Source organism: Micromonospora sp. NPDC023737 (assembly GCF_040639715.1).
Classification (GTDB): domain Bacteria; phylum Actinomycetota; class Actinomycetes; order Mycobacteriales; family Micromonosporaceae; genus Micromonospora.
In genome coordinates this window covers 1,014,485-1,039,640 of sequence record NZ_JBFAAL010000001.1, presented here as the reverse complement: position 1 = coordinate 1,039,640, position 25,156 = coordinate 1,014,485, and the positions used below count along the sequence as shown (strand labels likewise).

Annotated in this window: 25 protein-coding genes and 1 pseudogene; 15 read left to right on the top strand and 11 right to left on the bottom strand. The window is 72.7% G+C overall.

The features are described 5' to 3' along the window. Positions 1–48: 48 nt before the first annotated feature. Positions 49–159 (bottom strand): annotated as a pseudogene (locus tag AB0F98_RS04635) (NAD(P)H-dependent oxidoreductase); the annotation flags it as partial. A gap of 233 nt (positions 160–392) precedes the next feature. Between AB0F98_RS04635 and AB0F98_RS04630 the strand changes: the two are divergent. The 4 genes from AB0F98_RS04630 to AB0F98_RS04615 all read left to right on the top strand — a co-directional run bounded on the left by AB0F98_RS04630 (position 393) and on the right by AB0F98_RS04615 (position 4,337). Beyond that, positions 393–926 (top strand): GNAT family N-acetyltransferase, encoded by a 534-nt coding sequence (locus AB0F98_RS04630; RefSeq protein WP_357728537.1) that lies wholly within the window; start codon positions 393–395, stop codon positions 924–926. An 81-nt stretch (positions 927–1,007) separates the two neighbouring features. Beyond that, complete coding sequence (locus AB0F98_RS04625) at positions 1,008–1,775, top strand: hypothetical protein (protein WP_357728534.1); 768 nt, start codon at positions 1,008–1,010, stop codon at positions 1,773–1,775. A gap of 327 nt (positions 1,776–2,102) precedes the next feature. After that, positions 2,103–2,753, top strand: coding sequence for an ABC transporter ATP-binding protein (locus AB0F98_RS04620; RefSeq protein ID WP_357729098.1), 651 nt, complete (start codon positions 2,103–2,105; stop codon positions 2,751–2,753). Between the two features lie 102 nt (positions 2,754–2,855). Further along, positions 2,856–4,337, top strand: coding sequence for a DUF6297 family protein (locus AB0F98_RS04615; RefSeq protein ID WP_357729095.1), 1,482 nt, complete (start codon positions 2,856–2,858; stop codon positions 4,335–4,337). A 115-nt stretch (positions 4,338–4,452) separates the two neighbouring features. Here AB0F98_RS04615 and AB0F98_RS04610 read toward each other — a convergent pair whose 3' ends face one another. Next, the gene (locus tag AB0F98_RS04610; RefSeq protein ID WP_357728531.1) at positions 4,453–5,205 is read right to left on the bottom strand and encodes an SDR family oxidoreductase; all 753 of its coding nucleotides are present in this window, start codon (positions 5,203–5,205) and stop codon (positions 4,453–4,455) included. A 103-nt stretch (positions 5,206–5,308) separates the two neighbouring features. Between AB0F98_RS04610 and AB0F98_RS04605 the strand changes: the two genes are divergently transcribed. Further along, positions 5,309–6,151 (top strand): helix-turn-helix transcriptional regulator, encoded by an 843-nt coding sequence (locus AB0F98_RS04605; protein ID WP_357728528.1) that lies wholly within the window; start codon positions 5,309–5,311, stop codon positions 6,149–6,151. A gap of 55 nt (positions 6,152–6,206) precedes the next feature. Here the strand turns inward: AB0F98_RS04605 and AB0F98_RS04600 are convergent, their stop codons facing one another. Beyond that, complete coding sequence (locus AB0F98_RS04600; protein ID WP_357728525.1) at positions 6,207–6,896, bottom strand: hypothetical protein; 690 nt, start codon at positions 6,894–6,896, stop codon at positions 6,207–6,209. 84 nt (positions 6,897–6,980) lie between these two features. Further along, positions 6,981–7,832: an aldo/keto reductase gene (locus AB0F98_RS04595; RefSeq protein WP_357728522.1), complete on the bottom strand. Its 852-nt coding sequence runs from the start codon at positions 7,830–7,832 to the stop codon at positions 6,981–6,983. Between the two features lie 317 nt (positions 7,833–8,149). Here AB0F98_RS04595 and AB0F98_RS04590 point away from each other — a divergent pair, with 317 nt between their 5' ends. Then, positions 8,150–9,037, top strand: a complete 888-nt coding sequence (locus tag AB0F98_RS04590; protein WP_357728519.1) for an aldo/keto reductase — start codon at positions 8,150–8,152, stop codon at positions 9,035–9,037. A 17-nt stretch (positions 9,038–9,054) separates the two neighbouring features. Here AB0F98_RS04590 and AB0F98_RS04585 read toward each other — a convergent pair whose 3' ends face one another. Continuing rightward, positions 9,055–10,014 carry a LysR family transcriptional regulator gene (locus AB0F98_RS04585; RefSeq protein ID WP_357728516.1) on the bottom strand — a complete coding sequence of 320 codons (960 nt, stop codon included), beginning with the start codon at positions 10,012–10,014 and terminating at the stop codon, positions 9,055–9,057. 87 nt (positions 10,015–10,101) lie between these two features. Between AB0F98_RS04585 and AB0F98_RS04580 the strand changes: the two genes are divergently transcribed. Beyond that, a complete protein-coding gene (locus AB0F98_RS04580) occupies positions 10,102–11,007 on the top strand; it encodes a serine hydrolase (RefSeq protein ID WP_357728513.1) in 906 nt (301 codons plus the stop codon). Between the two features lie 156 nt (positions 11,008–11,163). After that, positions 11,164–12,138 (top strand): MBL fold metallo-hydrolase, encoded by a 975-nt coding sequence (locus tag AB0F98_RS04575; RefSeq protein ID WP_357728510.1) that lies wholly within the window; start codon positions 11,164–11,166, stop codon positions 12,136–12,138. 44 nt (positions 12,139–12,182) lie between these two features. On the opposite strand, the gene AB0F98_RS04570 is transcribed toward AB0F98_RS04575, so the two are convergent. Continuing rightward, positions 12,183–12,725 carry a DUF1697 domain-containing protein gene (locus tag AB0F98_RS04570; RefSeq protein ID WP_357728507.1) on the bottom strand — a complete coding sequence of 181 codons (543 nt, stop codon included), beginning with the start codon at positions 12,723–12,725 and terminating at the stop codon, positions 12,183–12,185. 115 nt (positions 12,726–12,840) lie between these two features. Between AB0F98_RS04570 and AB0F98_RS04565 the strand changes: the two genes are divergently transcribed. The 4 genes from AB0F98_RS04565 to AB0F98_RS04550 all read left to right on the top strand — a co-directional run bounded on the left by AB0F98_RS04565 (position 12,841) and on the right by AB0F98_RS04550 (position 16,306). Further along, positions 12,841–13,347, top strand: coding sequence for a helix-turn-helix domain-containing protein (locus AB0F98_RS04565; RefSeq protein ID WP_357728504.1), 507 nt, complete (start codon positions 12,841–12,843; stop codon positions 13,345–13,347). A gap of 64 nt (positions 13,348–13,411) precedes the next feature. Next, on the top strand, positions 13,412–14,908 hold the full coding sequence (locus AB0F98_RS04560) for a serine hydrolase domain-containing protein (RefSeq protein WP_357728501.1): 1,497 nt from the start codon (positions 13,412–13,414) through the stop codon (positions 14,906–14,908). A gap of 163 nt (positions 14,909–15,071) precedes the next feature. Continuing rightward, positions 15,072–15,692: a hypothetical protein gene (locus tag AB0F98_RS04555; RefSeq protein ID WP_357728498.1), complete on the top strand. Its 621-nt coding sequence runs from the start codon at positions 15,072–15,074 to the stop codon at positions 15,690–15,692. Positions 15,693–15,781: 89 nt separating this feature from the next. Then, a complete protein-coding gene (locus tag AB0F98_RS04550; protein ID WP_357728495.1) occupies positions 15,782–16,306 on the top strand; it encodes a hypothetical protein in 525 nt (174 codons plus the stop codon). A gap of 13 nt (positions 16,307–16,319) precedes the next feature. On the opposite strand, the gene AB0F98_RS04545 is transcribed toward AB0F98_RS04550, so the two are convergent. Then, entirely contained in the window at positions 16,320–17,027 is a 708-nt protein-coding gene (locus AB0F98_RS04545; RefSeq protein ID WP_357728492.1) for a response regulator transcription factor, read from the bottom strand. Next, positions 17,024–18,184, bottom strand: a complete 1,161-nt coding sequence (locus AB0F98_RS04540) for a sensor histidine kinase (RefSeq protein WP_357728489.1) — start codon at positions 18,182–18,184, stop codon at positions 17,024–17,026. The genes AB0F98_RS04545 and AB0F98_RS04540 overlap by 4 nt, the downstream gene beginning before the upstream one ends. 168 nt (positions 18,185–18,352) lie before the next feature. Between AB0F98_RS04540 and AB0F98_RS04535 the strand changes: the two genes are divergently transcribed. The 3 genes from AB0F98_RS04535 (at position 18,353) to AB0F98_RS04525 (ending at position 22,610) form a co-directional block, all read left to right on the top strand. Beyond that, the gene (locus AB0F98_RS04535) at positions 18,353–19,099 is read left to right on the top strand and encodes an ABC transporter ATP-binding protein (protein WP_357728485.1); all 747 of its coding nucleotides are present in this window, start codon (positions 18,353–18,355) and stop codon (positions 19,097–19,099) included. Continuing rightward, positions 19,093–21,519 carry an ABC transporter permease gene (locus AB0F98_RS04530; protein WP_357728482.1) on the top strand — a complete coding sequence of 809 codons (2,427 nt, stop codon included), beginning with the start codon at positions 19,093–19,095 and terminating at the stop codon, positions 21,517–21,519. Before AB0F98_RS04535 ends, AB0F98_RS04530 begins: the two co-directional genes overlap by 7 nt. 71 nt (positions 21,520–21,590) lie before the next feature. Then, positions 21,591–22,610, top strand: a complete 1,020-nt coding sequence (locus AB0F98_RS04525) for a hypothetical protein (RefSeq protein ID WP_357728479.1) — start codon at positions 21,591–21,593, stop codon at positions 22,608–22,610. 54 nt (positions 22,611–22,664) lie between these two features. Here the strand turns inward: AB0F98_RS04525 and AB0F98_RS04520 are convergent, their stop codons facing one another. From AB0F98_RS04520 to AB0F98_RS04510, 3 genes are read right to left on the bottom strand one after another with little or no spacing between them, the layout of a single operon-like run. After that, a complete protein-coding gene (locus AB0F98_RS04520) occupies positions 22,665–23,399 on the bottom strand; it encodes a hypothetical protein (protein ID WP_357728476.1) in 735 nt (244 codons plus the stop codon). A gap of 2 nt (positions 23,400–23,401) precedes the next feature. Further along, entirely contained in the window at positions 23,402–24,154 is a 753-nt protein-coding gene (locus AB0F98_RS04515; protein ID WP_357729092.1) for an ABC transporter permease, read from the bottom strand. A gap of 38 nt (positions 24,155–24,192) precedes the next feature. Continuing rightward, entirely contained in the window at positions 24,193–25,083 is an 891-nt protein-coding gene (locus tag AB0F98_RS04510) for an ATP-binding cassette domain-containing protein (RefSeq protein ID WP_357728473.1), read from the bottom strand. Positions 25,084–25,156: the final 73 nt, after the last annotated feature.

The window sequence follows — 25,156 nt, the reverse complement described above, 5'->3', positions numbered from 1 at the left end:
CATCCGAACCTTCCTTGGTTGCGTTCACGAGACATAGGGGCGCGCCGCAACCGGCTTGGCCTGCCACTCGTCGTACGCGAAGTCGGTCGCCTGTTTCAACGAGGCCGGAAAGCTGTGGTTGTACTCGGGCGGGACCACCCCGAACGCGCATGTCGTCCCGGCAGTTGGCCTGCTCGGCGAAGCAGCGGGCGATCTGCTGGCCCCGCACGCCCTTCGTCGGTGTTGCTGATGATCACGTCGGGCCGCACCGATGTCGATGCGCCCCCTCCCGGCCTCTCGGGTGCTCCACTTTGGTGGCTTGAGACGGCCGCCAGATCGTTCTAGCGGAAGTCCGACCGCATCGTCGAGGGGCGTCGCCGCGTTGTCGGTGGCATGCGGTTGACTGCCGGCCGATGACGAGAGGGGTGGGCATGGCGCAGGTGCGGATCACGCCGTGGAGCGAGGACGACCTGGCTCTGCTGCGAAGGCTCAATGCGCCGGAGGTCCGGGCGCACACCGGTGGCTCGGAGACCGACGAGCAGGTTCTGTCCCGGCACGAGCGTTACGTACAATTCGCCGGAACGGGCAAGGGCTGCATGTTCACTGTGGTGCTGCCGGACGGTGCGAAGGTCGGCAGCGTCGGCTACTGGGACCGGGAGTGGCGCGGTGAGCAGGTCTACGAGATGGGCTGGGCGGTGCTGCCCGAGCACCAGGGGCGGGGTCTGGCGACTGCGGCGGTGCGCGCGGTCGCGGCGGCGGCGCGGGACCGGCGTACCCGCCGGTTTGCGCACGCCTACCCGTCGGTCGGCAATCCCGCCTCGAACGCGGTCTGCCGCAAGGCGGGGTTCACGCTGCTCGGGGAGATCGACTTCGAGTACCCGCCCGGGGAACTCATGCGCTCCAACGACTGGCGCCTCGACCTGACCACGGCGGTCGAGCGGACCTGACCCGGTCGGCGGTCCACGGTGAACCGGTTGGCCGCGTCATCCGTGCCGGTGGTGACCCTGTTCCGCTAACTGGAGTAACCGATGTCGCAGCCGGCCGACCCGTCGCAGAACCCCTACCCGAGCTACCCGCCCGCACCGTCCGGACCGCCGCCCGCGCCCATCACTTACGGCCCCCCGTCGCGGCCGCCGGCCAGGACCACGTTCCTCCAGAAGATGCTGATCGCGGTCGGCGCGGTCGTCGTGCTCATCGCCGCGGTCTTCGTGGGTATGGTCATCGCCAGCCCCGCCGAGGTCGACAGCGCCTCCGGGGACACGGCCGGGACGGCCACCGGCACCGGGAGCCCGGTGCCGTCGCAGTCCGCCGGGGCGGACCCGGACGTGCCCGGTCGGGTGGTGACCATCGCCGCACCGCAGGCCCTCGGGGGTCGCCCGAAGATCGACCTCGGGTCCGAGGACGGCGGGGTGACCGAGGAGGTCGGGCTCCCCGAGGATTCCGGGGTGCCGGAGGTGACCGCCAAGGCGCAGGGTCTCTACGGCGACATCGCGAAACAGGACATCGTCATCGTCAACGCGGTGGCGTCGACGGGCGCCACCCGGGAGAGCCGCCTCTCGCTGTTCATCTCCGGGGTCACCAAGGCACTCAGCGTCGGCAACTTCACCGAGGCCGACCCGGGCCCGCTCGGTGGGCAGGCCTTCTGCGGAGACGGCAACATCAACGGTGTGCCGGCCGCGGTCTGCGTCTGGTCCGACGGTGGAAGCACCGGCGCGCTGGTCCACGCGCTGCAGAGCCAGCAGAAGTTCCGGGCGGAGTTCCCCGGACTGCGTGCCGAGATCGAGCAGGTGTCCTGACGGCCGGCCTCGCTGCGCCTGTGACGTGGCCGAAGGGACCTGCCAGGCCCCTTCCGGCCGTCGTCGGCCGGCTTCGCCCGTGCTGGCGGGCCCGCTTCGCCCGCGCTGGCGGGCCGGCTTCGCTCGTGCTGGCGGGCCGGCTTGGCCCGTGCTGAAAGGCTGGCTCGCCCGCGCACGAAGGCCGGAAGCGCGCCGGCAACGACCGGACAAGGGGCGATCAACGCCCCATCAGGCCAGGCCGGGCCCCGACACGATCGGCGAGCAGCCGACCGCCGTTAGAGTGGGCGGATGTCAGACGGTCAGGTCAGCGCCACGCGCGACCGCGAGATGAGCGGCAACGCGCCGGGTGGGAACGCCGTCGAGGTCACCGGCCTGACCGTCACGTACGGGTCGACGACCGTGCTCGACCAGGTGGATCTCCAGGTGCCGACCGGGGCCGTGGTCGCGCTCACCGGCGAGAACGGGGTCGGCAAGTCCACCCTGCTGCGCTGCGTCACCGGTCTGCAGAAACCCTCCGGTGGCTCGGTCGCCGTCTTCGGTGCGCCGCCCGAGAGCGGTCCCGGATTCTGGCGGCAGGTGGCGACCACCGTCGAGTCGCCGACCTGGTACCACGGCCTGACCGTGCGGGAACATCTGGATCTGGTGCGGGTCGCCAACGGGGAGGATCCGGCCGACGGGCGTATCGACGAGGTGTGCGCGTTGCTGGGCATCGCCGGCCTGGCCGACAGCCTGCCGATCACCCTCTCCTCCGGTCAGCGTCAGCGGTTCCTGCTCGCCGCGACGTTCGTCCGCCCGAGCCGGCTGCTGGTGCTCGACGAACCGGAGCAGCGCCTCGACACCGCGGCGAAGCGCGCCCTCGCCGCCCACCTGCGCGACTACCTGGCCACCGGCGGGACGCTGCTGATGGCCAGCCACGACGAGCAGTTCTGGCACGACGTCGGCGCGGACGAGGTCGGCCTGCACAGGGCGGAGGGCTGAGCCGGTGACCACCACCCCCGTACGAGCGAGCATGCCCGCCCGGCGGCTGAGCCGGTGACCACCACCGGCCTGCCGGCTCCCACCCCGGCTGCTCCGGTCGACATGCGCCGCCGCGTCCGGCGGATGCGGATCGCCGCCGTCGGCCGAGTCGATCCGAGCAGCGTCTACTGCGTGCTGCTCGCGATCGTGATGGCCGTGGTGCTGTTCGGGCGGCCGCTCGGCGTCGTCGTCTGGCCGGCCGAGGCCACCGGTCCGTCGGTGCCGGCGCTGGTCGGTGCCGCCCTGGTGCTGCTGGCCTTCCTCGGTGCGCTCCGCCGGCTCGGCCCGGTGGTCGTCACCCGTGCGGACGCCACCTGGCTGCTGCCCGCGCCCGTGCCCCGGCGTGCGCTGCTCACTCCCGCGCTGCTGCTCACCGCGTTCTCGGCGACTGTCGCGGGAGGGTTGGTCGGGCTGGCCGTCGCCGGCCGCGTCGCCGAACGACCCGCGACGTCGAGCGTCGTCCTCGCGGGGCTCGCCGGGGGCGCGGCCGTCGGCCTCCTGCTGGCGTTGCTCGCGGTGCGCGCCCAGAACGCGCCGCGTACCGGCCGGGCCGTGGACGTGACCGCCGGCGTGGTCGCCGCGGCGCTCGTCGCGGCCGCGGTCGGCGAGCGTCTGGCCGGTGGGTACGCCCCACCGCGTGACGTCCTGCCGTCGGCGTCGGCGATGCTGGTGGTGGCGGTCGTGGTGTTCGTGCTCGCCGTTCTCGCCCTCGCCAGGTTGTGGTGGCAGTTGGGCAGCTGGCCCACCCACCGGATCGCCGAGGCGTCCGCCGCGGCCGGCTCGTACGCCGACGCGGCCTATGCGATCGAGCCGTCGTTCCTCTCCGAGCAGAGCAGCCGCCGGTATTGGCGGAACCGGACCGGCATCCGCACCTCGCAGCTGCTGCGGGGCCGCCGACTGCCGCCGCTGACGGCCCAGGATCTGCTCCAGGCCCGGCGCAAGCCGGGGCGGCTGCCCTGGCTGGTGGGCACCGCCCTGGCTCCCGCCGTCGTCGCCGATGGGCCGGTCTGGTTGCTGATCGGCGTCGTCCTGGTGGGCGCGCTGGCCGCTGCCAGCGTCACCAGCGAGGCGACGCACACCGACGCCTCGAATCCCGCCGCGTTGCGGCTGCTCGGCCTCACGTTCCGGCAGGTCTACGCGCAGCGGCTCGTGGTCCCCGCCGTCATCGCCGCCCTGTGGGGCGCGCTCGCCCTGGGCACCGTGCAGGCGACGGGGTCGTTCTCCGGACCCTGGTGGGCACTCGGCCTCGCGGCCGGCCCGGCAGCCGCCGTCGCCGCCCTCCACCGTGCGAGAGTCAGCGCCAGCAGTATCGGCCACGTTTTCATCGACACGCCGCTGGGCGGGTTCCCCAGCGGTCTGCTGCTCTGGCTGGTCAACGGCCTGGACGTCCTGGCCGTGCTGATGCTGCCGGCGGTGATCGCCCTCGTGAGCGTGCCGGCCCCGGAACAGCTCGACGGGTCGACGGTGATCGTGCAGGCGGCGCTGTCGATCGCCGGGTGCCTCGTGCTGGTGCGTCGCGCCACCGCCCGCACCGTCGGGGTCTAGGTGGCCCCGCCGGCGCGGAAATGGCGCCGCGTCCAAGGAAGTCGGGGTAACCGGGCGAGCCGGACCGCCCGGCTTCGCTGAAGTCGGGCGGTCCGGCTCACCCGCGCCCGGAACGTCACCAGGGCAGGACGCCGTAGCCGCCGCCGGCATCCATCTGGAATCCCCAGAGCAGTCCGCTGGGTCCATCGGCCGGCAGGGTCGCCAGGTGCACGCTGACCTCCGCGCCCTGCTCCGCCGTGCGGAAGCCGCTGTTGTGGTTGAAGTCGGTGGCGCAGTAGCCCGGGTTGGCGGCGTTCACCTTGATCGGAGTGTCCCGCAGCTCCTTGGCGTACATGGCGGTGGTCATGTTCAACGCCGTCTTCGATGAGGGATACGGCACCGAGGTCAGCGCGAACAGGGCTCCCTGCGGGTCGGTCATCACGGCGATCGAGCCCACCTCGCTGGAGACGTTAACGATCCGGGCGGCCGGAGCGTTGCGCAGCAGCGGCAGGAACGCGTTCGTCACCGCCACCACCCCGAACACGTTCGTCTCGTACACCTCGCGCAACGTGTCGACGGTGGTCTCGCTGGGCAGCGCCGACCCGTCCGCCCGGACGATGCCGGCGTTGTTGACCAGGACGTCCAGGTGGCCGTACTCCCGCTCGACCAGCTCGGCCGCGGCGGCGCAGGACGCCTCGTCGGTGACGTCCAAGGCCACGAAGCGGGCGTCCACCCCGTCGCCGCGCAACTTCTCTTCCGCCTCCCGGCCCCGCGCCGCGTCCCGCGCGCCGACCAGCACGGTCATCCCACGTTCGCCGAGCTGGCGGGCCGTGGCGTACCCGATTCCCTTGTTGGCCCCGGTGACCAGGGCGATCATGTTCGTCGTCATGCCCCCGACGCTGCCGCCCCGCCGCTACGCGCGGGAGAGACCCGGCGATGCTGGTTTCGGCCGTACCACCCAGCCGACCGGCAACCGGGGCATGCTTGGCTGCGTGACGAGCACCGGCCTGCGCCGCGACGAACTGGCGGCGTTCCTGCGTACCCGCCGCGCCCGGTTGCGCCCCGCCGAGGTGGGCCTCCCCGAGGGGGCACGCCGCCGCACGCCCGGCCTGCGCCGGCAGGAGGTCGCCCAGCTCGCCGGCATGTCGGTCGACTACTACATCCGGCTGGAGCAGGGGCGCGGCCCGCACCCGTCCCGGCAGGTACTCGCCGCGCTGGCCCGGGCGCTGCTGCTCAGCCGGGATGAGCGGGCGTACCTGTTCCGGGTGGCGGGGGAGAGCCCGCCCCCGTCGACGGGACCGAGCCGGGAGGTGAGCCCCGGCTTGCAGCACCTGATCGACGCGATGACGGAGACCCCGGCGTACCTCGTCGACGCCAGCTATCAGGTGCTCGCGTGGAACCGGCTGGCCCGCCACTTCATCGGGGATCTGTCGACTGTGCCGCCGGCCGAGCGGAACACCATCCGCTGGACGTTCCGCCAACGCGACGACGACGCCCACTGGAGCGACCGGGACGTCGTGAGCTTCGTCCGTACCTCGGTGGCCGACCTGCGCGCCGCCTACGGCCGCTACCCGAACGACCCGAGCATCCGGCAGCTGGTCACCGAGTTGCTCGGCACCTCGCCCCGGTTCGCGCGGCTGTGGGCCGAACACGACGTGGCCGAACGCCGCCCGGTCGTCAAACGGGTGGCGCACCCGGAGCACGGGCCGTTGGAGTTCGAGTGCCGGGTGTTGTACGTGCCGGAGACCGACCAGCGGCTGATCACGTACGTCCCCGAGCCCGGCTCGCCCACCCAGGCGATCTTCCGGCGGCTCGCCGAGCGCGTCGCCCCCTGATCCGGGCGACGCGACATCCCGGGCGGGCGCGTCCGGCGCGCCCGCCCGGGGCTGCTCAGGCGATCTTTCCGAGCGCGGTCGTGGCGAGCGGGGCGATCTTGGTGAGCAGCTCGGTCGCGGCGGCGAGGTCACCGTTCTCACCCGACACGTCCAACTCCATCACGAAGTTGCCGCGCGTGATGAAGAGCGTGCACTGGTGCCGGGTCGAGTTGCCCTTCAGGCGCTCGCAGAAGGTGATCACGTCCGGCCCGTTCGGGACCGGGGGCGGCGAGGGACGCACGATCGTGGAGATGCGGCCGTCGTTCGGCACCTCGTACTGCGTGCAGTTCTTCAGCACCGACCGCAGTTCGTCGGCGAGCTTGCGCCCGGGCACCTTCAGGTAGCCGACCACGTACTGCCGGATCCACACCGTGTCGCCGTCCCAGACCCGCTCCCGGTAGGCCGTCCGCTTGCGGTCCGACGGAAGGCTGTCCTTGCACAGCGAGATCAGCTTCCAGGCGTCGCTGTTCTCCTCGGTGAACGCCGCCGTCTCCGGGTTGAACTTCTCATCCAGGTCCAACATCGCGGTCTTCACGCTGGTACGCACCTCCGCCGTGGAGGTCGGTGCCGGTGGGGGCGGTGGCGGGGCCGGGGACTCCGGTGCGGCCCAGCGGGGCGTTCCGGCGGCCGAACTCGGGCCGCAGGCGGTGAGACCGAGCAGGAGGAGCGAGGACAGCAGGGGGAGCGTGGCACGGCGGAGCGACATCGCGGCGGCGCGATCCTTTCGTACGCGAGGAGGGGGCCTGACCGGCCCCCTCCTGTGTGCGCCACGGCCCTGCCGGGTGTTACGTCAGGCCGGCACCCAGTCGAACGTGTCGGGGTGGGCGCCCTGCCGTCCGGCCTCGCCCCGATCGAGGGAGGTGATCCGCTCCATCGCGGTGTCGTCCAGTTCGAAGTCGAAGATGCGGAAGTTCTCCTCGATCCGGGCCGGCGTCGTCGACTTCGGGAAGATGATGTCGCCGCGCTGCACGTGCCAGCGGAGCACCACCTGCGCCGGCGTACGGCCCACCAGTTCCGCGATATCGGTGATCGTCGGATCGTCGAGCACCTTGCCCTGGGCGATCGGCGACCAGCCCTCGGTGAGGATATTGTGCTTCTGGCCGTACTCGCGCACCTCGTCGTTGGTGAAGTACGGGTGCACCTCGATCTGGTTGACCGCCGGTACCACCTGGGCCTCGGTGGCCAGCCGCTCCAGGTGCGGCACCTGGAAGTTCGACACGCCGATCGAGCGGGCGCGCCCGTCCCGCTGGAACTCCTCCAGCGTCTTCCAGGTCGACACGAAGTCGCCGTCGTAGAGCGTGGGCAGCGGCCAGTGGATGAGGAACAGGTCGATGTAGTCCATGCCCAGTGCCGTGAGCGTCGCGTCGAACGCGCGGCGGGCGTCGTCCGGCCGGTGCGCGGCGTTGCTCAGCTTGCTGGTCACGAAGACATCGCGGCGGTCCAGCCCGGAAGCGTGGATCGCCTGGCCGACCTCGGCCTCGTTGCGGTACATCTCCGCGGTGTCGATGTGCCGGTAGCCGACCTCCAGCGCCTTCGCGACCGCCTGCGCGGTCTCTCCCGGCTTGACCTGGAAGACCCCGAAGCCGAGCTGCGGGATGGTGTTGCCGTCGTTGAGGCTGATGGCGGGAATCGTGTTCGCCACTGCGGCTCCTTCACATGTCGTTCGGAAACGTCCGGCCGTGGGGCGCGCTGCCCGGCCGAACCTACCAATCAAGTCCCATACCCGATGGGGTCGCCGCCTCACTCGCGATCCGCCGAAATCACCAGGTTCCGGGCCCGATCCGCGCCGGCCACCCCTTGCCCCGATGAGCTGCGACAACGCCTGCGGGAGAGCGTCGGACCCGACCAGGCCGACCGTTCCCTCCTGGTTCGATCAGTTATGGTCGAGAGTACCGATCTCCCGCCTAGTTGCGCGCCGCGCTGGCGACGGGCCCCCGGCGATCCAGAATCGAGATGACCATGACGTCCAGCTTCCCGTCCACGATCGCCATTGGCGGCGACCTTCCGGTCGGGCGGGTCGGCTTCGGGGCGATGCAGCTCACCGGCGACCAGGTCTGGGGCCCGTACCCCGATCACGAGCACGGGCTGGCGCTGCTGCGCGCGGTGGTGGCGGAGGGCGTCACCTTCATCGACACCGCCGATGTCTACGGGCCGCACACCAACGAGCTGCTGATCCGCGAGGCGCTGCACCCCTACCCGGCGGGCCTGGTGGTGGCGAGCAAGGGCGGCTTCGTCCGGGGCGGCCACGACTACTCGACCCTGGGCTGGGTGGGCAACCCGAAGTACCTGCGGCAGTCGGCCATGCTCAGCCTGCGCCGCCTCGGTCTGGATCGGTTCGACCTCTACTACCTGCACAGCGGGTACGCGACCGACGCCCCGTTCGAGGAGCAGGTGGGCGAGCTTCGGAAGCTGCAGGACGAGGGCTGGATCCGGCACATCGGGCTGTCCAACGTCACCGTGGCGCAGTTCGAACTCGCCCGGTCGATCGCGGAGATCGCTGCGGTGACCGCCCTGTACAACATCGGCAACCGCACCGGTGCGGACCTGCTCGCGGCCGCGGAGCGGGCCGGCGCGGTGTTCTCACCCTGGCACCCGGTCAGCCTGCGCGACGGCGGGGACAACGCCGACCAGGTCGCCGCCGCCCTCGCGCCGATCGCCGCCCGGCACGCGGCCACGCCCCAGCAGATCGCCCTGGCCTGGCTGCTCCACCGATCCCCGGCGATGCTGCCCATCCCCGGCACCACGAGCCTGACCCATCTGCGGGAGAACCTCGCGGCGGCACGGATCGCGCTGAGCGACGCCGAAGTCACCGAGCTGACCGCCCTCGTTCCCGAGACAACCCGCTGACCGAAGCGCCGGGCGAGTCAGCCGGCGGCGTCGAAGAGCACCGGCCACGGACGCTGCGTCGGCGCCTGCGGCGGCGCGCCGGCCGCCGGCTCGGCGTCGGCCAACACCTCGGCGGCGACCTGCGCGAACATCAGCGCCGCCGGATGCGCGGAGCGCTCCGGCCAGGCCGCCGAGATGCGCTTCACCAAGGGGGTACCGGCGATCGGCCGCCACGCGATCCGCGGCTCCCGCCGCGCCGTCGTGGCCGGCTCGACGGCCACCGCGCCACCGGCCAGCACCAGCCCGAAGAGGAACTCCGGGTTGTGGGCCGGCCGGACCCGGCCGGGAGCGAAGTCGTGCCGTCGGCACACCTCCAGCAGGTGGTCGTGCCAGCCCGGCGCGGTGGCGCGTGGCGCCGTCACCAGATCCAACCCGGCCAGCGCCGCCAACTCCACCTCCCGCTGCCGGGCCAGCGGGGAGGTGCGCGGCAACAACACCCCCAGGGGTACGTCGACCGGCGCGCCGAAGCGCAGCCCCTCCGCCTCGATCGGGTGGTGCACCAGCCCCACGTCGAGCCGCCGCTCGGCGAGCATCCGCAACTGCTCGCCGCTGGTCAGCTCGTGCAGCTCCACGTCGAGCCCGGGCGCCCGGTCGGCGAGCCGGTCCAGCAGCGTGTGCAGTCGTACGGCCGGTGTGTCCGGCGGGACCCCGGCGCGCAGCACGCCGAGCGCGCCCGCGCGCACCTGGTGCATCAGGTTGCGCAGCCGCCCCTCGGCGGCGAGGAGCTCCTCCGCCTCGCCGAGCAGCAGCTCACCGGCGGTGGTGAGGCGTACCTGGCGGCGGGACCGGTCGAAGAGCTCGACCTCCAGCTCCCGCTCGAGCCGCTGGATGGACTGGCTCAGCGGCGGCTGGGCCATGCCGAGCAGCTCGGCGGCCCGCCCGAAGTGCAGCTCACGGGCGACCAGCACGAAATGCCGCAGGTGTCGGAGCAGGTCCACGGGCCGGACCATACGCCAGCGCAGTGGGCAATCGGCTGGTCGTCGTCCCGGCCGTGGGCCGCCGTCCCACCTGGATACCGTGCTGGGGTGGCAACGGTAGAGCGCGTCGAGGGCATCTTCACCCGGGCCGGGGTGACCGGAAACCTGCACGTGGTGGATCTCGACGACCCCGCTGCGGCGACCGGGGCCGGTGGCCGGGAGATCGCCGTCGGGGCGGACGAGCAGGTCGTGATCGCCTCGATCTTCAAGATCCTGCTGGTGCTGGAGTTCGCCCGGCAGGTCACCGACGGCCAGCTCGACCCGACCGAACGGGTGCTGGTCACCGCCGCCGACCGGCTCGGCGGCTGGGGGCTGGCCGGCTGCGACGACGATGCCGAGGTGTCGCTGCGCGACCTCGCCTACTTCGCCATGTCGGTCAGCGACAACACCGCTGCCGACCTGCTGCTGCGCCGGGTCGGTCCGGACCTGCTGCCGATGCTCGCCGCCGAGCTGGGCTTGGGCCGGACCCGGATTCTCGGTGGGCCACGGCAGCTCGTCGAGGTGATGCTCGCCGATGTCGGGGCGCGCACCGAGGCGGAGTTCGCGCGGATCTTCCCCACGCTGAGTGCCGAACGGGTCCGCGCCATGCGGGTCTTCGACCCGGAGCGGACCACGTCCAGCACCGCGCGGGACATCACCCGGCTGCTCGGCCTGATCTGGCGGGACGAGGCGGGCCCCGCCGCGGCCTGCGCCATGGTTCGTGGCTGGATGGCACGTCAGCTCTTCTGGACCCGGCTGGCGGCCGGCTTCCCGCCGGGGGTGCGGGTGTCCGGCAAGACCGGCACGTTGCCCGGTCTGCACCTGGAAGCCGGCGTCGCCGAGTACCCCGACGGGGGCCGGTACGCGATCGCCGTCTTCGCCCGCACCGCTCAACTCGCCACCCGGCGCATCGACGTCGACCTGGCGATGGGTGACGCCGCCCGTACGGCGGTCGAGGCGCTGCGCGGTAAATGAGTTTTCGGCGGCGGAATCGCCTTGGTCGCCGGGCCTGACCAGGTCCGATACGCGATGACATATCGACGGTACGGCTGGGTCATCTTGGACGTGCGGGCACCGGCGTTGGTTGGCTCTGCACCGACCGATCGCCCAGTTCACAGGGAGCGAATCCGTATGTCCAGTCTTGACCGCCGCCGGTTCCTACGCGACGCCGCCGCCTCCACCGCCCTGGTCGCCGCCGGTGGGCTCGCCTCGACCGCGCTCGGCACTCCGGCCCAGGCCGCGTCGACGCCCACCACCGCGACCCGGCGCCGCCCCGCTCCGGCGGGTTTCCGCTGGTGGGGCACCGCCGGATGGCGCATCGACATCGGTGACCGGACCGTCCTGGTCGACCCGTTCCTCAGCCGGATCGACACCGGGCTGTTCACCGGCGCCTTCTCCGAGTCCACCCCGCTGACTGTTCGCACCGGTGTGGTCGACACGTACGTCGACCGGGCCGAGACGGTGCTGGTGACGCACACCCACTGGGATCACTTCATGGACGTGCCGTACATCGCCGGCCGCACCGGCGCCCGCGTCTTCGGGACGCTGACCGCGTACCACCTCGGGCTCGCGTACGGCGTGCCGTCCGGGCAGCTCAGCGCGGTGAAGGGTGGCGAGGTGATGGACTTCGGGGACTACACCGTCGAGGTGGTCGCCTCGCTGCACAGCCGCAACGCGTCGTACGCGGTGGCGTTCCCCGGAGTGCGGGTGAACCCGCCGGCGAAGCCGGCCACCATCGCCGATCTGCCCGAGGGCGACACGCTGAACTACGTCCTGCGGGTCGCCGGTGGGCCGACGGTGTTCTTCATGGGCGCCAGCGACTTCGTGGCGCGCAACCTGGCCGGCATCGCGCCGGACGTGGCCATGGTGGCGTTGAACAGCACCACGGTGACCGCCGACTACGTGTCCCGGCTGATGGCGGCGCTGGACTACCCGAACGTCGTCGTGCCGGTGCACTTCGACAACTTCGAGACCGAGCTGCGGAACCCACCCACCGTGGCGCCGAGCGACCGTACCCGTCTCGACCAGCTGATCGCCGCGGTGCGGGAGTCGTCGCCGCGTAGCCGGGTGCTGGTGCCCGAGTACGGCACGGCGTACCACTTCTGATCTGAGGGTGCGGGTGGTCGCGGCGTACGCGACCACCCGCCGGATCATCCGGTGGCCAGCTCGGCCAGCGCCCGCACCGACTTCCAGTTACGGGTGGTGGCCACCACGCCGAGCTTCTTCTCCAGGTAGGCGTTGGTGAACTTCGACCGGCCGTACCCGCCGTCGGGGAAGTGGAGGTAGGCCTCCCGCCGGACCACCGTGAACGCCACGCTCTCCCCACCGGGCGCGGTGAGAGCAGCCACGGTGGACGGTTTCGGGGTGGTGCGCAGGAACGCCACCAGCAGCCGTGTGGGATCGGCCTCCCGGTCGGCGTACGGGTTTCCGTCGACGACCCCGGCCAGCTCGCGGGCGCTGCGCACCAGCACCGGCACGCTCAGCCCCAGCTCGTCGGCGATCACCTGCTCGATGCCGGCGGCGAGCCGCTTCGCGTCCGTGGCGTCACTGCCGAAGACGACGTTGCCGCTCTGCACGTACGTCTGGACGTCGTGATGCCCGAGCGCGCTGACGAGCCGGCGCAGGTCGGCCATCCCGATCCGGTTGGTGGCTCCCAGGTTGATCCCGCGCAGTAGGGCGACGTACCGGTCCATCGGTGACCTCCTCGTCCGTGGCTGGCAGGCGCGGTGCTGTCGACAGCCTAGGCGCGTCGGGTGACGGTGGCGAGGTTGTATTGCACGAAACTACGTAACTTCGTAGTATCGACTTATGACGGATGTGGAGCAGCGGCTGGCCGCGTTGGAGGCGCAGGTCGCCGGCCTCGTCGAGCGGTTCGCCGCCGGAGGGCAACCGGCGGCGGAGGTTTCCGGTGACGCCTTCTGGGCGCTCGACGGGCTCAAGCAACGTCTGCCCGAAGGCGGCGGCGGGGCGGTGCTCTACACCGGCGCCGTTCGCCTCGCCGACGAGCACTACGACTGGCAGTACGGCCTCACCGTCGACGGCGTCCTCGACGCCGACTGGGCGGAGCTGGCCGGCACCCTGGCCGCGCTGGCCCATCCCGTCCGGCTCCGCCTGTTGCGCGAGATCCTCGGCGGCCGGCAGGGCACCGCCGAGCTGGCCGAGATCGAGGGGCTCGGCACCAGCGGCCAGCTACACCACCACCTGCGGCAGCTCACCGCCGCCGGATGGCTGCGCAGCACCGGTCGCGGCCGGTACGCCGTACCGGCCGAACGGGTCGTCCCGCTGCTGGCCATCCTCACCGCCGCTCGCCGCTGAGCGACCCCGCCCTACCCGACCCCGGGCGGCGCCCCCGGGCCGCCGGAACGGCGGAAGGAGCATCATGCGTAAGCCGACCGCAATCACGATCGTCGTCGGGCTCGTCGCCACCGCGGCAGGGTTCCTCATCGCGCCCGGCGCGCCCAGCCTCGGCGGGCGGCACACCGGAGACGCCGAGCTGGCCGCCGCCACCCGGGCCGCCCTGGACGGCGCCCGAGGCTACCGGGGCCTCGCCGTCGCCCTGGTCGAGCCCGACCGGGTACGCACCGCCGGGCTCGGCGACCTGGCCCCCGGTGGCCCGCCCGTCGAGCCTGGCACTCCGTTCGAGATCGGGTCGATCGGCAAGACCCTGACCGGGATGCTGCTCGCGTACCGCGCCACCACCGGCGCGGTGCGACCGGACGATCCGCTGGCCGTCGTACTACCGCAGGTCAGCGGCCCGACCCGCGAGGTCACCCTCGCCGAGCTGGCCAGCCACCGTTCCGGCCTGCCCCGGCTGGCCATGTCCCCGCTGGACCTGGCGCGACTCGCCTGGACGAACCTCAGCGCAGGCAACCCGTACGCCCGCTGGGACGTCGACCGCATCGTCGACGCCGCCAGCGCGGAGAGCCCCGGCGACGGGCGGGGCGAGGTGCACTACTCCAACTTCGGGGTGGCGCTGCTCGGGCAGGCGTTGGCCGCCCAGGCCGGCACCGGCTACCCCGAACTGCTCGACCGTGAGCTGCTGCGCCCGCTGGGCATGACCCGGACCGTGGTCGCCACCGACCCCGGGCGGCTCCCGGCCGACCGGGCGGTCGGCACGAAGCTGGGCGGCCGCCCCGCCGACCCCTGGCTGGGCGGCGGGTACGCCCCGGCCGGCATCGGCGTCTGGTCGACCGCCGACGATCTGGCCCGGCTGCTCGTCGGGCTGCTCGCCGGCACCGCACCCGGGGCCGACGCCGCCACCCCCCGCTTCACCGAAGACGACCACACCCGGATCGGGTACGGCTGGTTCACCAGTCGCCACGGCGACCGGGAGGTCGTCTGGCACAACGGCGGCACCGGCGGGTTCCGGTCGTACCTGGCGATCGAGCGGGCCACCGGCCGGGGCGTGGTGGTGCTCGGCAACACCGAGCACGACGTCGACCGGATCGGCCTGCGCCTGCTCGGCGTGCCCGACGACTCGACGGAGGACGGACCGGACGTGCCGCTCGCCGGCTGGATCGGGGCCGCGATGGCCCTCGGGTTCTCGTTCCTCGGCGGGCTGAGCCTGCTGCGCACGGCACGTCGGATGCCCGACCGGGTCAGCCTCGCCGGCTCCGCCGCCTGGGCCCTGATCTATCTCGGCCTCGGGTACCGGCTCGGCAACTGGTCCCTGGTGCCCGGTTGGCTCTGGCCGCTGGGGTTCGGGCTGTCGATCGCCGGGCTGGTGGTGGCGGCGCGCCACTGGCCGACGCTGCCGATGATCGCCGACCCGCCGGCCGGGAAACGTCGCACGCTGCTGAGGGGTGTGATCAAACAGTTGCTACCGCCCGAACGGGCCCGCGCGAGCTCGATGGGCGTTGATATGTTGCGCCCATGAATCATGTTCGGGCCGCCCTCTATCTCGACTTCGACAACGTGTTCAGCGGGCTCTCGACGACGATGCGGACAGCGCGGCAGACGTCGAGCTCAACGACGCGGTCGTTGGCATCGGCGACACCGCTGAGTATCCGAGCGAGGCGTACGAGGCGTTCCGGTCGCTGATGACTCGCGAGTACCAGGAGGCGGGCGAGCCGTTGAACATGGCCTCGCTCGCGCACCGGGTACGGACCCAGTTGGGCCACGCGGTTGATGAGAGCCGCTGGTTCGGGGCTGGCAGCTTCGCCCGGGCGGTCGCGCGCCTGAACCTGCCGAACCTGCGCATGTCGCAACATCTGCTCTGGGACGAGAGCCGCCAGAAGCTGCCGGAGCTGGCTGTGCCCACACCACAACGAATCGAGCTTCCGGAACCCGTGGAGCGCGTTGTCGACCAGCTCAACCTGCCGCGGCTGCCGCAGTCGTCCTGGCCGGCCGTCTACCAGACCCTGTCCGACTACGCCCAATCCCACCGGTTCAACTTGACGGAGTGCACCAGTTGGACTCGGGATCGCCTCCGTGACCAGGAGTTGCCGATCAGCCGCAGCGCCGTCGGGTTCGTAGTCCGGGGCACGTCCTTCGGCGGAGCTCCGCTGCACCGACAACCCGCACCGACGGCTGCGGAGATCGGCGAGGCATTCGTCAGTAACGTCCTCAGTCGGGCTGAGGCGGAGATCGTCCTCTCGGACGACGAGGTCGCAGAGATCCGAGAGTGGCTCGGCGTTTCGCCCGGCGACGGGAACCCGTAGGCGAACGGGTGATTCCTGAACGGAATGGTGTCGAGCCGAAGAATCGAGATAGAATACGAGGTCATCGATGGTGGCAGGGGGTCGTTGTCATGCCCTGGACCGAAACAGCCCAGGCTTGGGCGGCCATCGGCGCCGCTGCGGCATCGGTGATCGCGTTGACCGCCGTGGTAGTTCAGCTGCGGCATCTCTCCTGGAGTCTGCAGACGACCGCGCGAGGTGCGACCTACAACATCGGCGTTCGCCTGAAGGATGTGTTCATCGAACACCCGCACCTGCGCCCGTATTTCTTCGAAAACCGTCCGGTCCCCGCGGACCATCCCGAGTATGGCCGGATCGCCACCATCGCGGAATTGTGCTGCATCTACTTGCAGGAGATTGCGGCCCAAAGCCGCAATGTCAGCACCGCAAACCGTGCTGCCTGGTTTTCGCTGCTCCGATCGCTCTACGAATCGAGCCCGCCAGTCCGATCGCAATTGGAGAACCACATGACGTGGTACTCGGAGGAACTGAGGTCCGCCGTCCGCGTGATTCGCGCCGATCGGGTCGAGACGCCGGCCCGGCGACCGGAGACGCAAGCAGGCGGGCAGACAGCACCGGTGCCGGACGCGACGTAGAGGTATGCCCTATTCAACCCGGCGGGCGGGTCAGCCGCCCAGCACCGGGATCGCGCTCCGGCGTGGCCGGGCCGACCAGTCCCGTCTCGTACGCGACGATGACCAGTTGTGCCCGGTCCCGCACCGCCAGCTTGGTGAGCAGCCGACCGACGTGCGTCTTCACCGTCGCGAGGCTGAGCTGGAGGTGCGCGGCCAGCTCCGCGTTGGACAGACCGCGGGCGATCAGGGTGAGCACCTCCCTCTCCCGCTCGGTCACCCCGTCCAGCCGGCGCGGCAGCGATCGCGCCGGCTCCGGCCGCCGGGCGAACTCGTCGATCAGCCGTCGGGTGACCGTCGGTGCGAGCAGTCCCTCGCCCGCCGCCACCACCCGAACGGCAGCCAGCAGATCGGACGGCGGGGTGTCCTTGAGCAGGAAGCCGCTCGCCCCGGCCCGCAGGGCGCCGTACACGTACTCGTCCAGGTCGAACGTGGTCAGGATGAGCACCCGGGTACCCGCCGTCGCCGGGTCGGCGCAGATGAGCCGGGTCGCCTCGATGCCGTCCATCTCGGGCATGCGGACGTCCATCAGCACCACGTCCGGGCGGTGCCGGGCGGCCAGCGCGACGGCCTCGGCCCCGCTCCCCGCCTCGGCGACCGTGGTGCAGCCGGGGTCCAGGTCGATCAGCACCCGGAAGCTGCCGCGCAGCAGGGCCTGGTCGTCGGCGATGAGCACCCGGATCATCCGACCTCCCGATACGGCAGGCGGGCGGACACCGCGAAGCCACCGCCGGGGCGCGGACCGGCCGAGAACTCCCCGCCGTGCAGCGCCACCCGCTCGCGCATGCCCGTCAGCCCGTGGCCGTACCCGCTCATCCGGACCGGCCGCCGGCCGTCGTCGACGACCTCCACCCGTACCTCGCCGGGCTGCACGACGACTGTGGTGTGGCAGCCGGCCGGCGCGGCGTGCTTGACCACGTTGGTGACCGCCTCCTGCACGATCCGGTACGCCGCCAGGCCCACCGACTCCGGCACCGCGCTCACGTCCGGAACGTCCTGCCGCACGTCCAGCCGTACGTCCACGCCGGCGATCGCCGCGCGGTCGGCGAGTTCCGGTAGCTCACCGATACCGGGCGCCGGGGCGTACTCGATGCCCTCGCGAAGCGCGCCCAGCACTCGGCGGATGTCGGTCAGCGCGCTGCGGCCGGTCCGCTCGATGACCCGCAGCGCGTCCCGCGCCTCATCCGGGTCGGCGTCGGCGACATGGTTGGCCACCGCCGCCTTCACCACGATCAGGCTCATCGTGTGGGCCACCACGTCGTGCAGCTCGCGAGCGACCCGCAGCCGCTCCTCGGTGGCCGCCTGCCGCACCAGCTGCTCGCTCTGCCTGGCGGCGAGCGCGCGTCGTTCCCGTATCGACCAGCCCAGCAACCAAGCCGGCGCGATCATGACGGTGGCGTAGCCGGCCGCGCCGCCGCGGGTCCACAGGTCACCGGCGGTCGACGCGAGCCCGAGGCTCACCACCGCCAGGCAGACCACGGCGTATGCCAACGACCGGCGGGCGGGCTCGGCCACGGCCAGCGTGTAGAAGGCCAGCCCGATGGCGACGGCCGGAGCGGCGGCGGCGAAGTTCGGTATCAGACCGGTCACCAGCGCGACAGCGGCGGCCAGGCTGACCGCGACGGCCACCGTGGCCGGCCAGCGTCGCCGGACGGCCACGGGCAATCCGATGACCAGCCCCGTGACCACCGAGACCCACACCGGTTCGCGCACGCCGCCGTTCTGCGGGGCCTCCAGCGCCGCGTACGCGCAGAGGGCCGCACCGAGCACGACGGCCAGCACACCGTCCACCAGGTACAGATCGATCGACCGAGGCCGCCGGGCAAGCAGGTGGGTGCTCACCTGCGCAACGGTAACCGCCGGTCGAACCTCGCGCGTCCACCCGAGGCAGGTCATTCCCCAGGATGACAGCACGCCGACGACCGCACCCACTCTCCGCCCTGAGCACCATCGGAGAATGCAGTCCCCGGTGCGACGCGCCAGGCGTCGCCGAGCGGGCACCGTGGCGGCATGACCACAGACACGCTCACGCTGATCGGACTCCGGGCCGTGTTCGGCTCGGGCAACCGGCGGGTGACGGCGCTCGACGGCGTGACGACCAGCTTCGCCAGCGGCACGTTCACGGCGGTGATGGGTCCCTCCGGTTCCGGAAAGTCCACTCTGCTGCACTGCGCCGCGGGGCTGGACCGGCCGGTGGAAGGGACCGTCACCATCGACGGGATCCAGCTGAACCACCTGTCCGAGGACGACCTGACCCGGCTGCGCCGGGACCGGATCGGCTTCGTGTTCCAGTCTTTCAACCTGGTCTCGTCGCTGACCGCGGCGCAGAACGTCGAACTGCCGCTGCGCTTGGCCGGCCGACGTCCAGCCGACCGGGACGTCACCGCCGCGCTCGCCGCCGTCGGGCTCGCCGGCCGGGCCCGGCACCGCCCGAGCGAGCTCTCTGGTGGCGAGCAGCAACGGGTCGCCGTCGCCCGGGCGCTGATCACCCGACCGTCGGTGGTGTTCGCGGACGAACCCACCGGCGCGCTCGACAGTGCCACGTCCCACCAGGTGCTGCGGCTGCTGCGGGGACTCGTCGACGACCACGGGCAGACCGTCGTGATGGTGACCCACGATCCCGCCGCCGCCGCGTACGCCGACCGCATCCTCCTGCTCGCCGACGGTCGCGTCGCCGACGAGCTGACGGATTCGCTAACCCCCTCCTCCGTCGCCGCCCGGATCGCGGCCGCGACCTCCCCGGAGCCGTCATGTTGAGCGCCCGACGATCGGCCGGCGCGTTCGTCGCCGTCGCCATCGGAGTCGCGCTGGTCGCCGCGACCACACTGCTGCTCGCCTCCGGCCGTCCGCAGACGCCGGACCGGTTGGCGCAGGCGGCGATCGTCGTGACCAGTCCCCAGGCGGACAGCCCCGCCGATCCCTTCCCGCCCGCGCGGCCCTGGTCGTCGGCGAGGACCACCGAACTCGTCGCACGGCTCGCCGCCCTGCCCGGCGTCGCGGCCGCCGTGCCCGACCGGACCTTCTACGCCCAGCCACTCGTGGACGGTCGCCCGGCACAAGGCCACGGCCAGCGGCAGGACGCCCACGAGGGGCACGGGTGGTCCAGTGCTCGGCTCGGTGGGCTGACGTTGACGGCCGGTGCCCCTCCGCACCGTCCCGGTGAGGTGGTCGTCGATGCCGCGCTCGGCCTGCGTCCCGGCGCACCGGTCACCCTGTTGACGGCGTCCGGCCCACAGCCGTACACCGTCACCGGTCTGCTCGACGCGCCCGGAGTGCACGTCGCGGACGAGGTAGCCGCCGCGCTCGCACCCGGAGTCCGCGTCATCGGCCTGATGCTGACCATGGACGCCGACCCCGGCCGGGTAGCAGCCGCCGCCGAAGGTGTGCTGGGCGGCGACGGCCGGGTCGTCACCGGCGACGGCCGGGGCGTGCTGGAACCCCAGGAGGATGCCCGTACCCGCTGGATCGGCATGCAGGTGCTCACTGCCACCGCCGCCCTCGCCGGCTTCGTGACGGTCTTCGTGGTCGCCGCGACCTTCGCGTACGTCGTCGCGCAGCGCCGCCGGGAGTTGGCGCTGCTGCGCGCCGTCGGTGCCACCCCTCGGCAGGTCCGCCGCCTGCTCTACCGGCACGCACTCGCGGTGGGCGCCGGTGCCGCGCTCGTCGGTCTGCTGGCCGGTGCCGCGCTTGCTCCCGCCGTCGGCCGGCTGTTGGTGGACGTCGGATTCGAACCGTCGACCTTCCGCGTCCGGTACACCCTTTGGCCGGTCGGCGTCTCGCTCGCGACCGGGCCGGTGGTGGCGCTACTGGCCGTCTGGGCGGCGGCCGGGCGTGCCGCGCGGGTGCGGCCGCTGGAGGCGCTGCGCGAGGCGGCGGTGGAACAGCGGCCCCTCGGATGGCTGCGTGCGACGATCGGCGGACTCCTCGTCGCGGTCGGCGTGGCGTTCGGAGTCGCGACGGCCGCGGCCGGCGACGCGCAGGACGGGGCGGATCGTGCCCTGCCCATGGTCATGGCCCTGGTCGCCGGCGCCGCCGTGCTGGCCCCGATGTTCGTCGGTCCGATCGCGGGCCTCTTCGCCCCGACGGTACGGCGGCGCGGCGGGGCGGTCTCGCTGCTGCTGCGCGCCGGAGCGCGGACCGCCGCCCGGCGGTCCGGAGCGACCGCTGCGCCCGTGCTGCTCACCGTGGCCTTCGCGGTGCTGGTGTCGGGAATGGTGCGTACGTCCACGCCGGTGTACGCGACGAACCGGATCAACGCCGTCAATGCCGACTGGGTGCTCCTCCCGGACCGGGCCCCCGGCCTCACCGACCAGGCGGTCGAGGCGGCCTCCGGCGCGGCCGTGTTATCGACCACCGTTTTCGTCGACGGCGACAGTCCGGCGGAGCGGATCCGTCCGTTGACCGCGCTCGGCATCGATCCGGCGGCGTTCACCGCGGCGAATCGGATGCTCACCGTCCTCACCGGATCCCTGGCCGACCTGCAAGGCGACGGCACGGCGGTGGTCAAGGCCTCGCTGGCCGGCACGACCGTGCTGCCCGACCTGCCGTACCCGGTGGTCTTACCCGACGGGGAACGCGTGCCGCTGCGCATCGTGGCCGTGGTGACCGACGACTCCTTCCCCGGCGATCTGCTCCTGCCCCGGGCCGCAGTCCGGGCGCACGATCCCTCCGCACTGACCGAGGCGGTGTACCTGAGTTCCCCGATCGCCCCGCCGGTCGGGGCGCGGGTGGTCGACGTACCCACCTGGGCTGCCGAGGTGGATCGGGCCGAGGACCGGCTGGTATGGCTGGCCACCCTGCTGCTGATCGGGGTGACGGCCGGCTACGGCGGAATCGCCGTGGTCAACACGTTGCTGATGGCGGTCGCCGGCCGGGCACGCGACCTGCGGCTCATCCGGCTGGTCGGGGCGACCCGCCGACAGGTCGTACGACTGGTGGCCGCGGAGTCCGCGCTGGTGGTACTGGTCGGTGCCGTGCTCGGCGGGGCGGTCGCGTTGGTCGGTCTGCTGAGCCTCCGGGCCGGCCTCGCCGAGCAGGTCGGCGCCCCGGTCGACCTCGTCGTCCCCTGGTCGGTGGTCGGTGGGGTCGTGGGGCTGTGCCTCCTGCTCGCGCTGGCGTCGAGCGCGATACCGGCCTGGCGACTGCTCCGCCGACAATCCACTGCGGACGCGGAATGACGGGCCGCCCGCCCGGCTGCCGCGTCGCGGGTGGGACAGCGCCTGCGACGCGGACCGGCTACCGTGCCGGGATGCGATTCGCGCGCCCGGCCGGGCTGCTTCTCGCCGCCGTTGCCGCCGCGCTGTGGGCGGTCAACATGACCGTCCTGCAGCCCCTGACCGAGCCGGTCGGACCGTGGCCGGAGGCGCTTCCCGGCAACAACGCCTACTGGGCCCGTGACCTGCGGTTCGCCACCATCGTCGCGGTCGTCCTCGGGCTGGTGCTCGCCGGGCGCGGCGACAGCTGGTGGACGCGTGCGGCAGTGGTGCTGGGCGGCGGGTGGATCGCCGCCGACGTGGCCGTCGACCGGGCCGACCCGACCGGCACCGGGCCGACGGTGCTGCTCGCCGCCGCCGGCTGCGCGGTGGTCGCCGCGTTCGCCGTGTCCGCGCCGCTCGCCGTACGCCGCCGGCGCGACGCGGCCCAGCCGGGCGTGCACCGTCGGACGTTGACGGGTGCGGCCAGCGTGGCCGCGGCGGTGACACTGGTGGCCGCGGGCATCGAGTCGCCGACGGATCGGGAACCCGAGCTGCACCCCGCCGCGTTCGGCACCGCCACGCTGCTGCTCGTGCTGGCCGTGAGCTGCGCCCTGACGGCGGCGCCGGCGCCGACCCGGGCTCGGGGTTGGCTCGCCGTGGCGGTGGGCGCCGTGAGCGTGCTCGGCGTCCTGTTCGTCCGCGCCACCTCGCCGGGCGGCGGGCTGCTGCCGTACTCGCTGCTCGGCGGGGTCCTGCTCACCGGGGTGACGCTGCTGGCCTGGGACTGGCCGGGCGGCCGGCCGGCCTGGTCGCGGCACGGCCTGGCCGCGCTCGCGGCGCTGATCGTCCAGCCCGTGCTGCTGTTCTGCGCGGTCGTCATCATGATGATGCTTCCCATCGCCCGGCCGTTGACCGAGCTGGCCGGCAACCTCGCCATCAACGCCGCGGACTCCGACCTCCTGCTCTCGTTCGCCGGGGTGCTCTCCGGCCTGGGGGTGTCGCTCCTGCTCGCATGGCCGTCGCTGCTGGCGGAGCGCCCCGCTCCGGTCGCGGTCGTATCACCCGGTAGCTGAGCCGTCGCAGGCCCCGCCCGGTCCCGGCAGCTACCGGGACCGGGCACGGTCACCTCACCGGCGATCGGGCTCCGGCTCGGTCGGCTGATCGGCGGTGGGCAGTACGGCTCGCCCGGTCAACCGCCAGTACTGCCGCCGCTCCTCGTCCCGCACCACCACCCCGAGCCGGCCCAGTTCCCGGCGCAGTTCCCGGGCGTCGTCGCGGCGATCCCGTTCGATCGCGCGTTCCCGGGCTCGCAGCAGCGCGTCCGCGCCGGCCGGCAGCCCGGGCAGCTCGGGCACCCACAGCCGGTACGCGGCCCGGTGCGGATCCTCCTCCGCCCACGGCCAGCCGTGCGTCCGGAACGCCGCCCGTAGCCGGTCCCGATCCAGCTCCGAACGTTCCCGGAGCAGTTCGCCGCCGTCGCCGTCGAGCAGCACCAGGTCGCCGCCGTCGACGAGGACGACCCGGACCTGGTGCCGTGGCGTCTCCTGTTGCTTGCCGTCCCGGCGTAGGGCGACCCGCTCACGGTCGACGGTCACGGTGAGCCGTTCGGCGGTGCCGGCACCGGCGAGCAGCAGACCGGCCAACGCCCCGAGCACCGCCGCGCCGATGGAGACCTGCGGCTGAGGCAGCCGGGACAGCGCCTCGAACAGGCCCTGCAGCGGGACCCACGGCAGGTCGGCGATCCAACTCGCCGCGGAGGCGAGCAGCCAGCCGGCCCCGGCGCCGAGCGGCGGGAAGCCGCCCCACAGCAGTACCAGCTCGGCCGCCCCGCCGCCGACCCTGGTGCGGGCGTCGCCGGCCATGGTCAGGCCACCTCGCGGCGCAGCGTCCGGACCAGGCCGGCGGCCAGCGGCACGACCACCCAGACCAACAGCGACACTCCCAGCCGGGCCCACTGGTCGCCGGTCATGGAACCGCTCAGCAGCGGCTCCATGGTGCGGCCGGTGTCCAGCCAGCCGGCCGGCCCATGCAGCGCCGGCACCAGCTCGCCGACGATCGACCACACGGTGGGCAGCAACAGGTAGGTGACGATGGCGAGCGGCGTGTTGAGCAGCAGCAGCCCGAACCCGACGCCCATCAGCACGTTGGCGAGTTGGAAGACGACCGAGTTGAGCAGCACTGTCTCGTCGAACTCCCACCGGCCCGCCGCGCCGGTCGCCCCGGCGATCAGCGTGCCGACCGCGGCCACCGCGAGGCTGGTCACCACCGACGCGAGGGTGGCCAGCAACACCGCGGCCAGCTTCGCGGCGACCACCCGTTCGCGCCGGGGCACCAGGGCGTACGTGATGAGCGCCGTGCGCTGTGACCACTCAGACGTGATCGAGAGGATGCCCAGCACAGGCAGGAGCACCCCGACCGGCAACAGCGACGGCACGAAGAAGTTCACGAAGGTCTGGTCCGCGGCGTCGGCGAAGATGAGCTGAAGGGTGACGATGACGGCGGTGGTCAGCCCGATGACGATCAGCAGCCAGAGTCCGGCCCGGGTGTCGGCGAGCTTGCGCAGCTCCACCGCGGTGAGCCGCGGCAGCGACGGCCGCCGGACGCCGGGACGCGGCACGGGCTCGACGCTGCTTGCCTGGGGTGTCGTCGTGGTGGTCACTTCCCGGCCTCCTTGGTCGACTCGGCGGTGAGGGTGAGGAAGAGTTGCTCGAGGCCACCACCGGCCGGGCGCAGCTCGGTCAGCACCACCCCGGCGTCCGCGGACGCCTGCCCGACGGCCTCGGTCCCGGCGTGGACCAGCAGCCCGTCGCCGGTCTCCCGAACGGTGAGCCCGGCGGCGGCCATGGCTCGGCGCAGCGCCTCGGCGTCGCGGGCGCGCACCAGCGTGCCGTTGCCGGAGAGCAACTCGGTCTTGTCGCCCTGGGCCACGATCCGCCCGCCCCCGATCACCACCAGCCGGTCCGCGACCGCCTCCACCTCGCGCAGCAGGTGGGAGGAGAGCAACACGGTGCCGCCCCGGTCCGCGAAGTCGCGCAGCAGGCCGCGCATCCAGAAGATCCCCTCGGGGTCGAGCCCGTTGGCCGGCTCGTCGAGGATCAGCACCCGCGGGTCACCGAGCAGCGCCAGCGCCAGGCCGAGTCGCTGCCGCATGCCCAGCGAGTACGCCCGGACCCGCCGCCTCGCCGCCGCCCCGTCGAGCCCGACCAGCTCCAGCTTGGCCGCGACCGCCCGCCGGTCCAGACCCATGGTGTACGCGGCCACGCCAAGGGCCTCCCGGCCGGTCCGGCCGGCGTGCTGGGCCGAGGCGTCCAGTAGCACCCCGATCTCCCGCCCCGGGTTCTCCAGGTCCCGGTACGGGCGTCCGCCCACCGTCGCCCGGCCGGTGCTCGGCGGGGTCAGCCCACAGATCATCCGCAGGGTGGTGGACTTGCCCGCCCCGTTCGGTCCGAGGAACCCGGTCACCGTGCCCGGTTCACAGCGGAACGACACGTCGTCGACGGCCTGATGCCGGCCGTACCGCTTGCTCAGGTTCTCCACGCTGATCATGCGTCGAGCCTGCGCGAGCCACCCGGCCGCCCGCAGCGGCCGACGGTCGCCTATCGCAGCGACCTTGGTCTAC

Coding starts and splice junctions, on each gene's coding strand:
- AB0F98_RS04525 (WP_357728479.1), top strand. CDS start 21,591: ATGCGATTCGCGCGCCCGGCCGGGCTGCTTCTCGCCGCCGTTGCCGCC.
- AB0F98_RS04530 (WP_357728482.1), top strand. CDS start 19,093: ATGTTGAGCGCCCGACGATCGGCCGGCGCGTTCGTCGCCGTCGCCATC.
- AB0F98_RS04610 (WP_357728531.1), bottom strand. CDS start 5,205: ATGACGACGAACATGATCGCCCTGGTCACCGGGGCCAACAAGGGAATC.
- AB0F98_RS04550 (WP_357728495.1), top strand. CDS start 15,782: ATGCCCTGGACCGAAACAGCCCAGGCTTGGGCGGCCATCGGCGCCGCT.
- AB0F98_RS04620 (WP_357729098.1), top strand. CDS start 2,103: ATGAGCGGCAACGCGCCGGGTGGGAACGCCGTCGAGGTCACCGGCCTG.
- AB0F98_RS04625 (WP_357728534.1), top strand. CDS start 1,008: ATGTCGCAGCCGGCCGACCCGTCGCAGAACCCCTACCCGAGCTACCCG.
- AB0F98_RS04535 (WP_357728485.1), top strand. CDS start 18,353: ATGACCACAGACACGCTCACGCTGATCGGACTCCGGGCCGTGTTCGGC.
- AB0F98_RS04575 (WP_357728510.1), top strand. CDS start 11,164: ATGTCCAGTCTTGACCGCCGCCGGTTCCTACGCGACGCCGCCGCCTCC.
- AB0F98_RS04510 (WP_357728473.1), bottom strand. CDS start 25,083: ATGATCAGCGTGGAGAACCTGAGCAAGCGGTACGGCCGGCATCAGGCC.
- AB0F98_RS04520 (WP_357728476.1), bottom strand. CDS start 23,399: ATGGCCGGCGACGCCCGCACCAGGGTCGGCGGCGGGGCGGCCGAGCTG.
- AB0F98_RS04565 (WP_357728504.1), top strand. CDS start 12,841: ATGACGGATGTGGAGCAGCGGCTGGCCGCGTTGGAGGCGCAGGTCGCC.
- AB0F98_RS04570 (WP_357728507.1), bottom strand. CDS start 12,725: ATGGACCGGTACGTCGCCCTACTGCGCGGGATCAACCTGGGAGCCACC.
- AB0F98_RS04615 (WP_357729095.1), top strand. CDS start 2,856: ATGCGCCGCCGCGTCCGGCGGATGCGGATCGCCGCCGTCGGCCGAGTC.
- AB0F98_RS04590 (WP_357728519.1), top strand. CDS start 8,150: ATGACGTCCAGCTTCCCGTCCACGATCGCCATTGGCGGCGACCTTCCG.
- AB0F98_RS04545 (WP_357728492.1), bottom strand. CDS start 17,027: ATGATCCGGGTGCTCATCGCCGACGACCAGGCCCTGCTGCGCGGCAGC.
- AB0F98_RS04630 (WP_357728537.1), top strand. CDS start 393: ATGACGAGAGGGGTGGGCATGGCGCAGGTGCGGATCACGCCGTGGAGC.
- AB0F98_RS04560 (WP_357728501.1), top strand. CDS start 13,412: ATGCGTAAGCCGACCGCAATCACGATCGTCGTCGGGCTCGTCGCCACC.
- AB0F98_RS04600 (WP_357728525.1), bottom strand. CDS start 6,896: ATGTCGCTCCGCCGTGCCACGCTCCCCCTGCTGTCCTCGCTCCTCCTG.
- AB0F98_RS04555 (WP_357728498.1), top strand. CDS start 15,072: ATGACTCGCGAGTACCAGGAGGCGGGCGAGCCGTTGAACATGGCCTCG.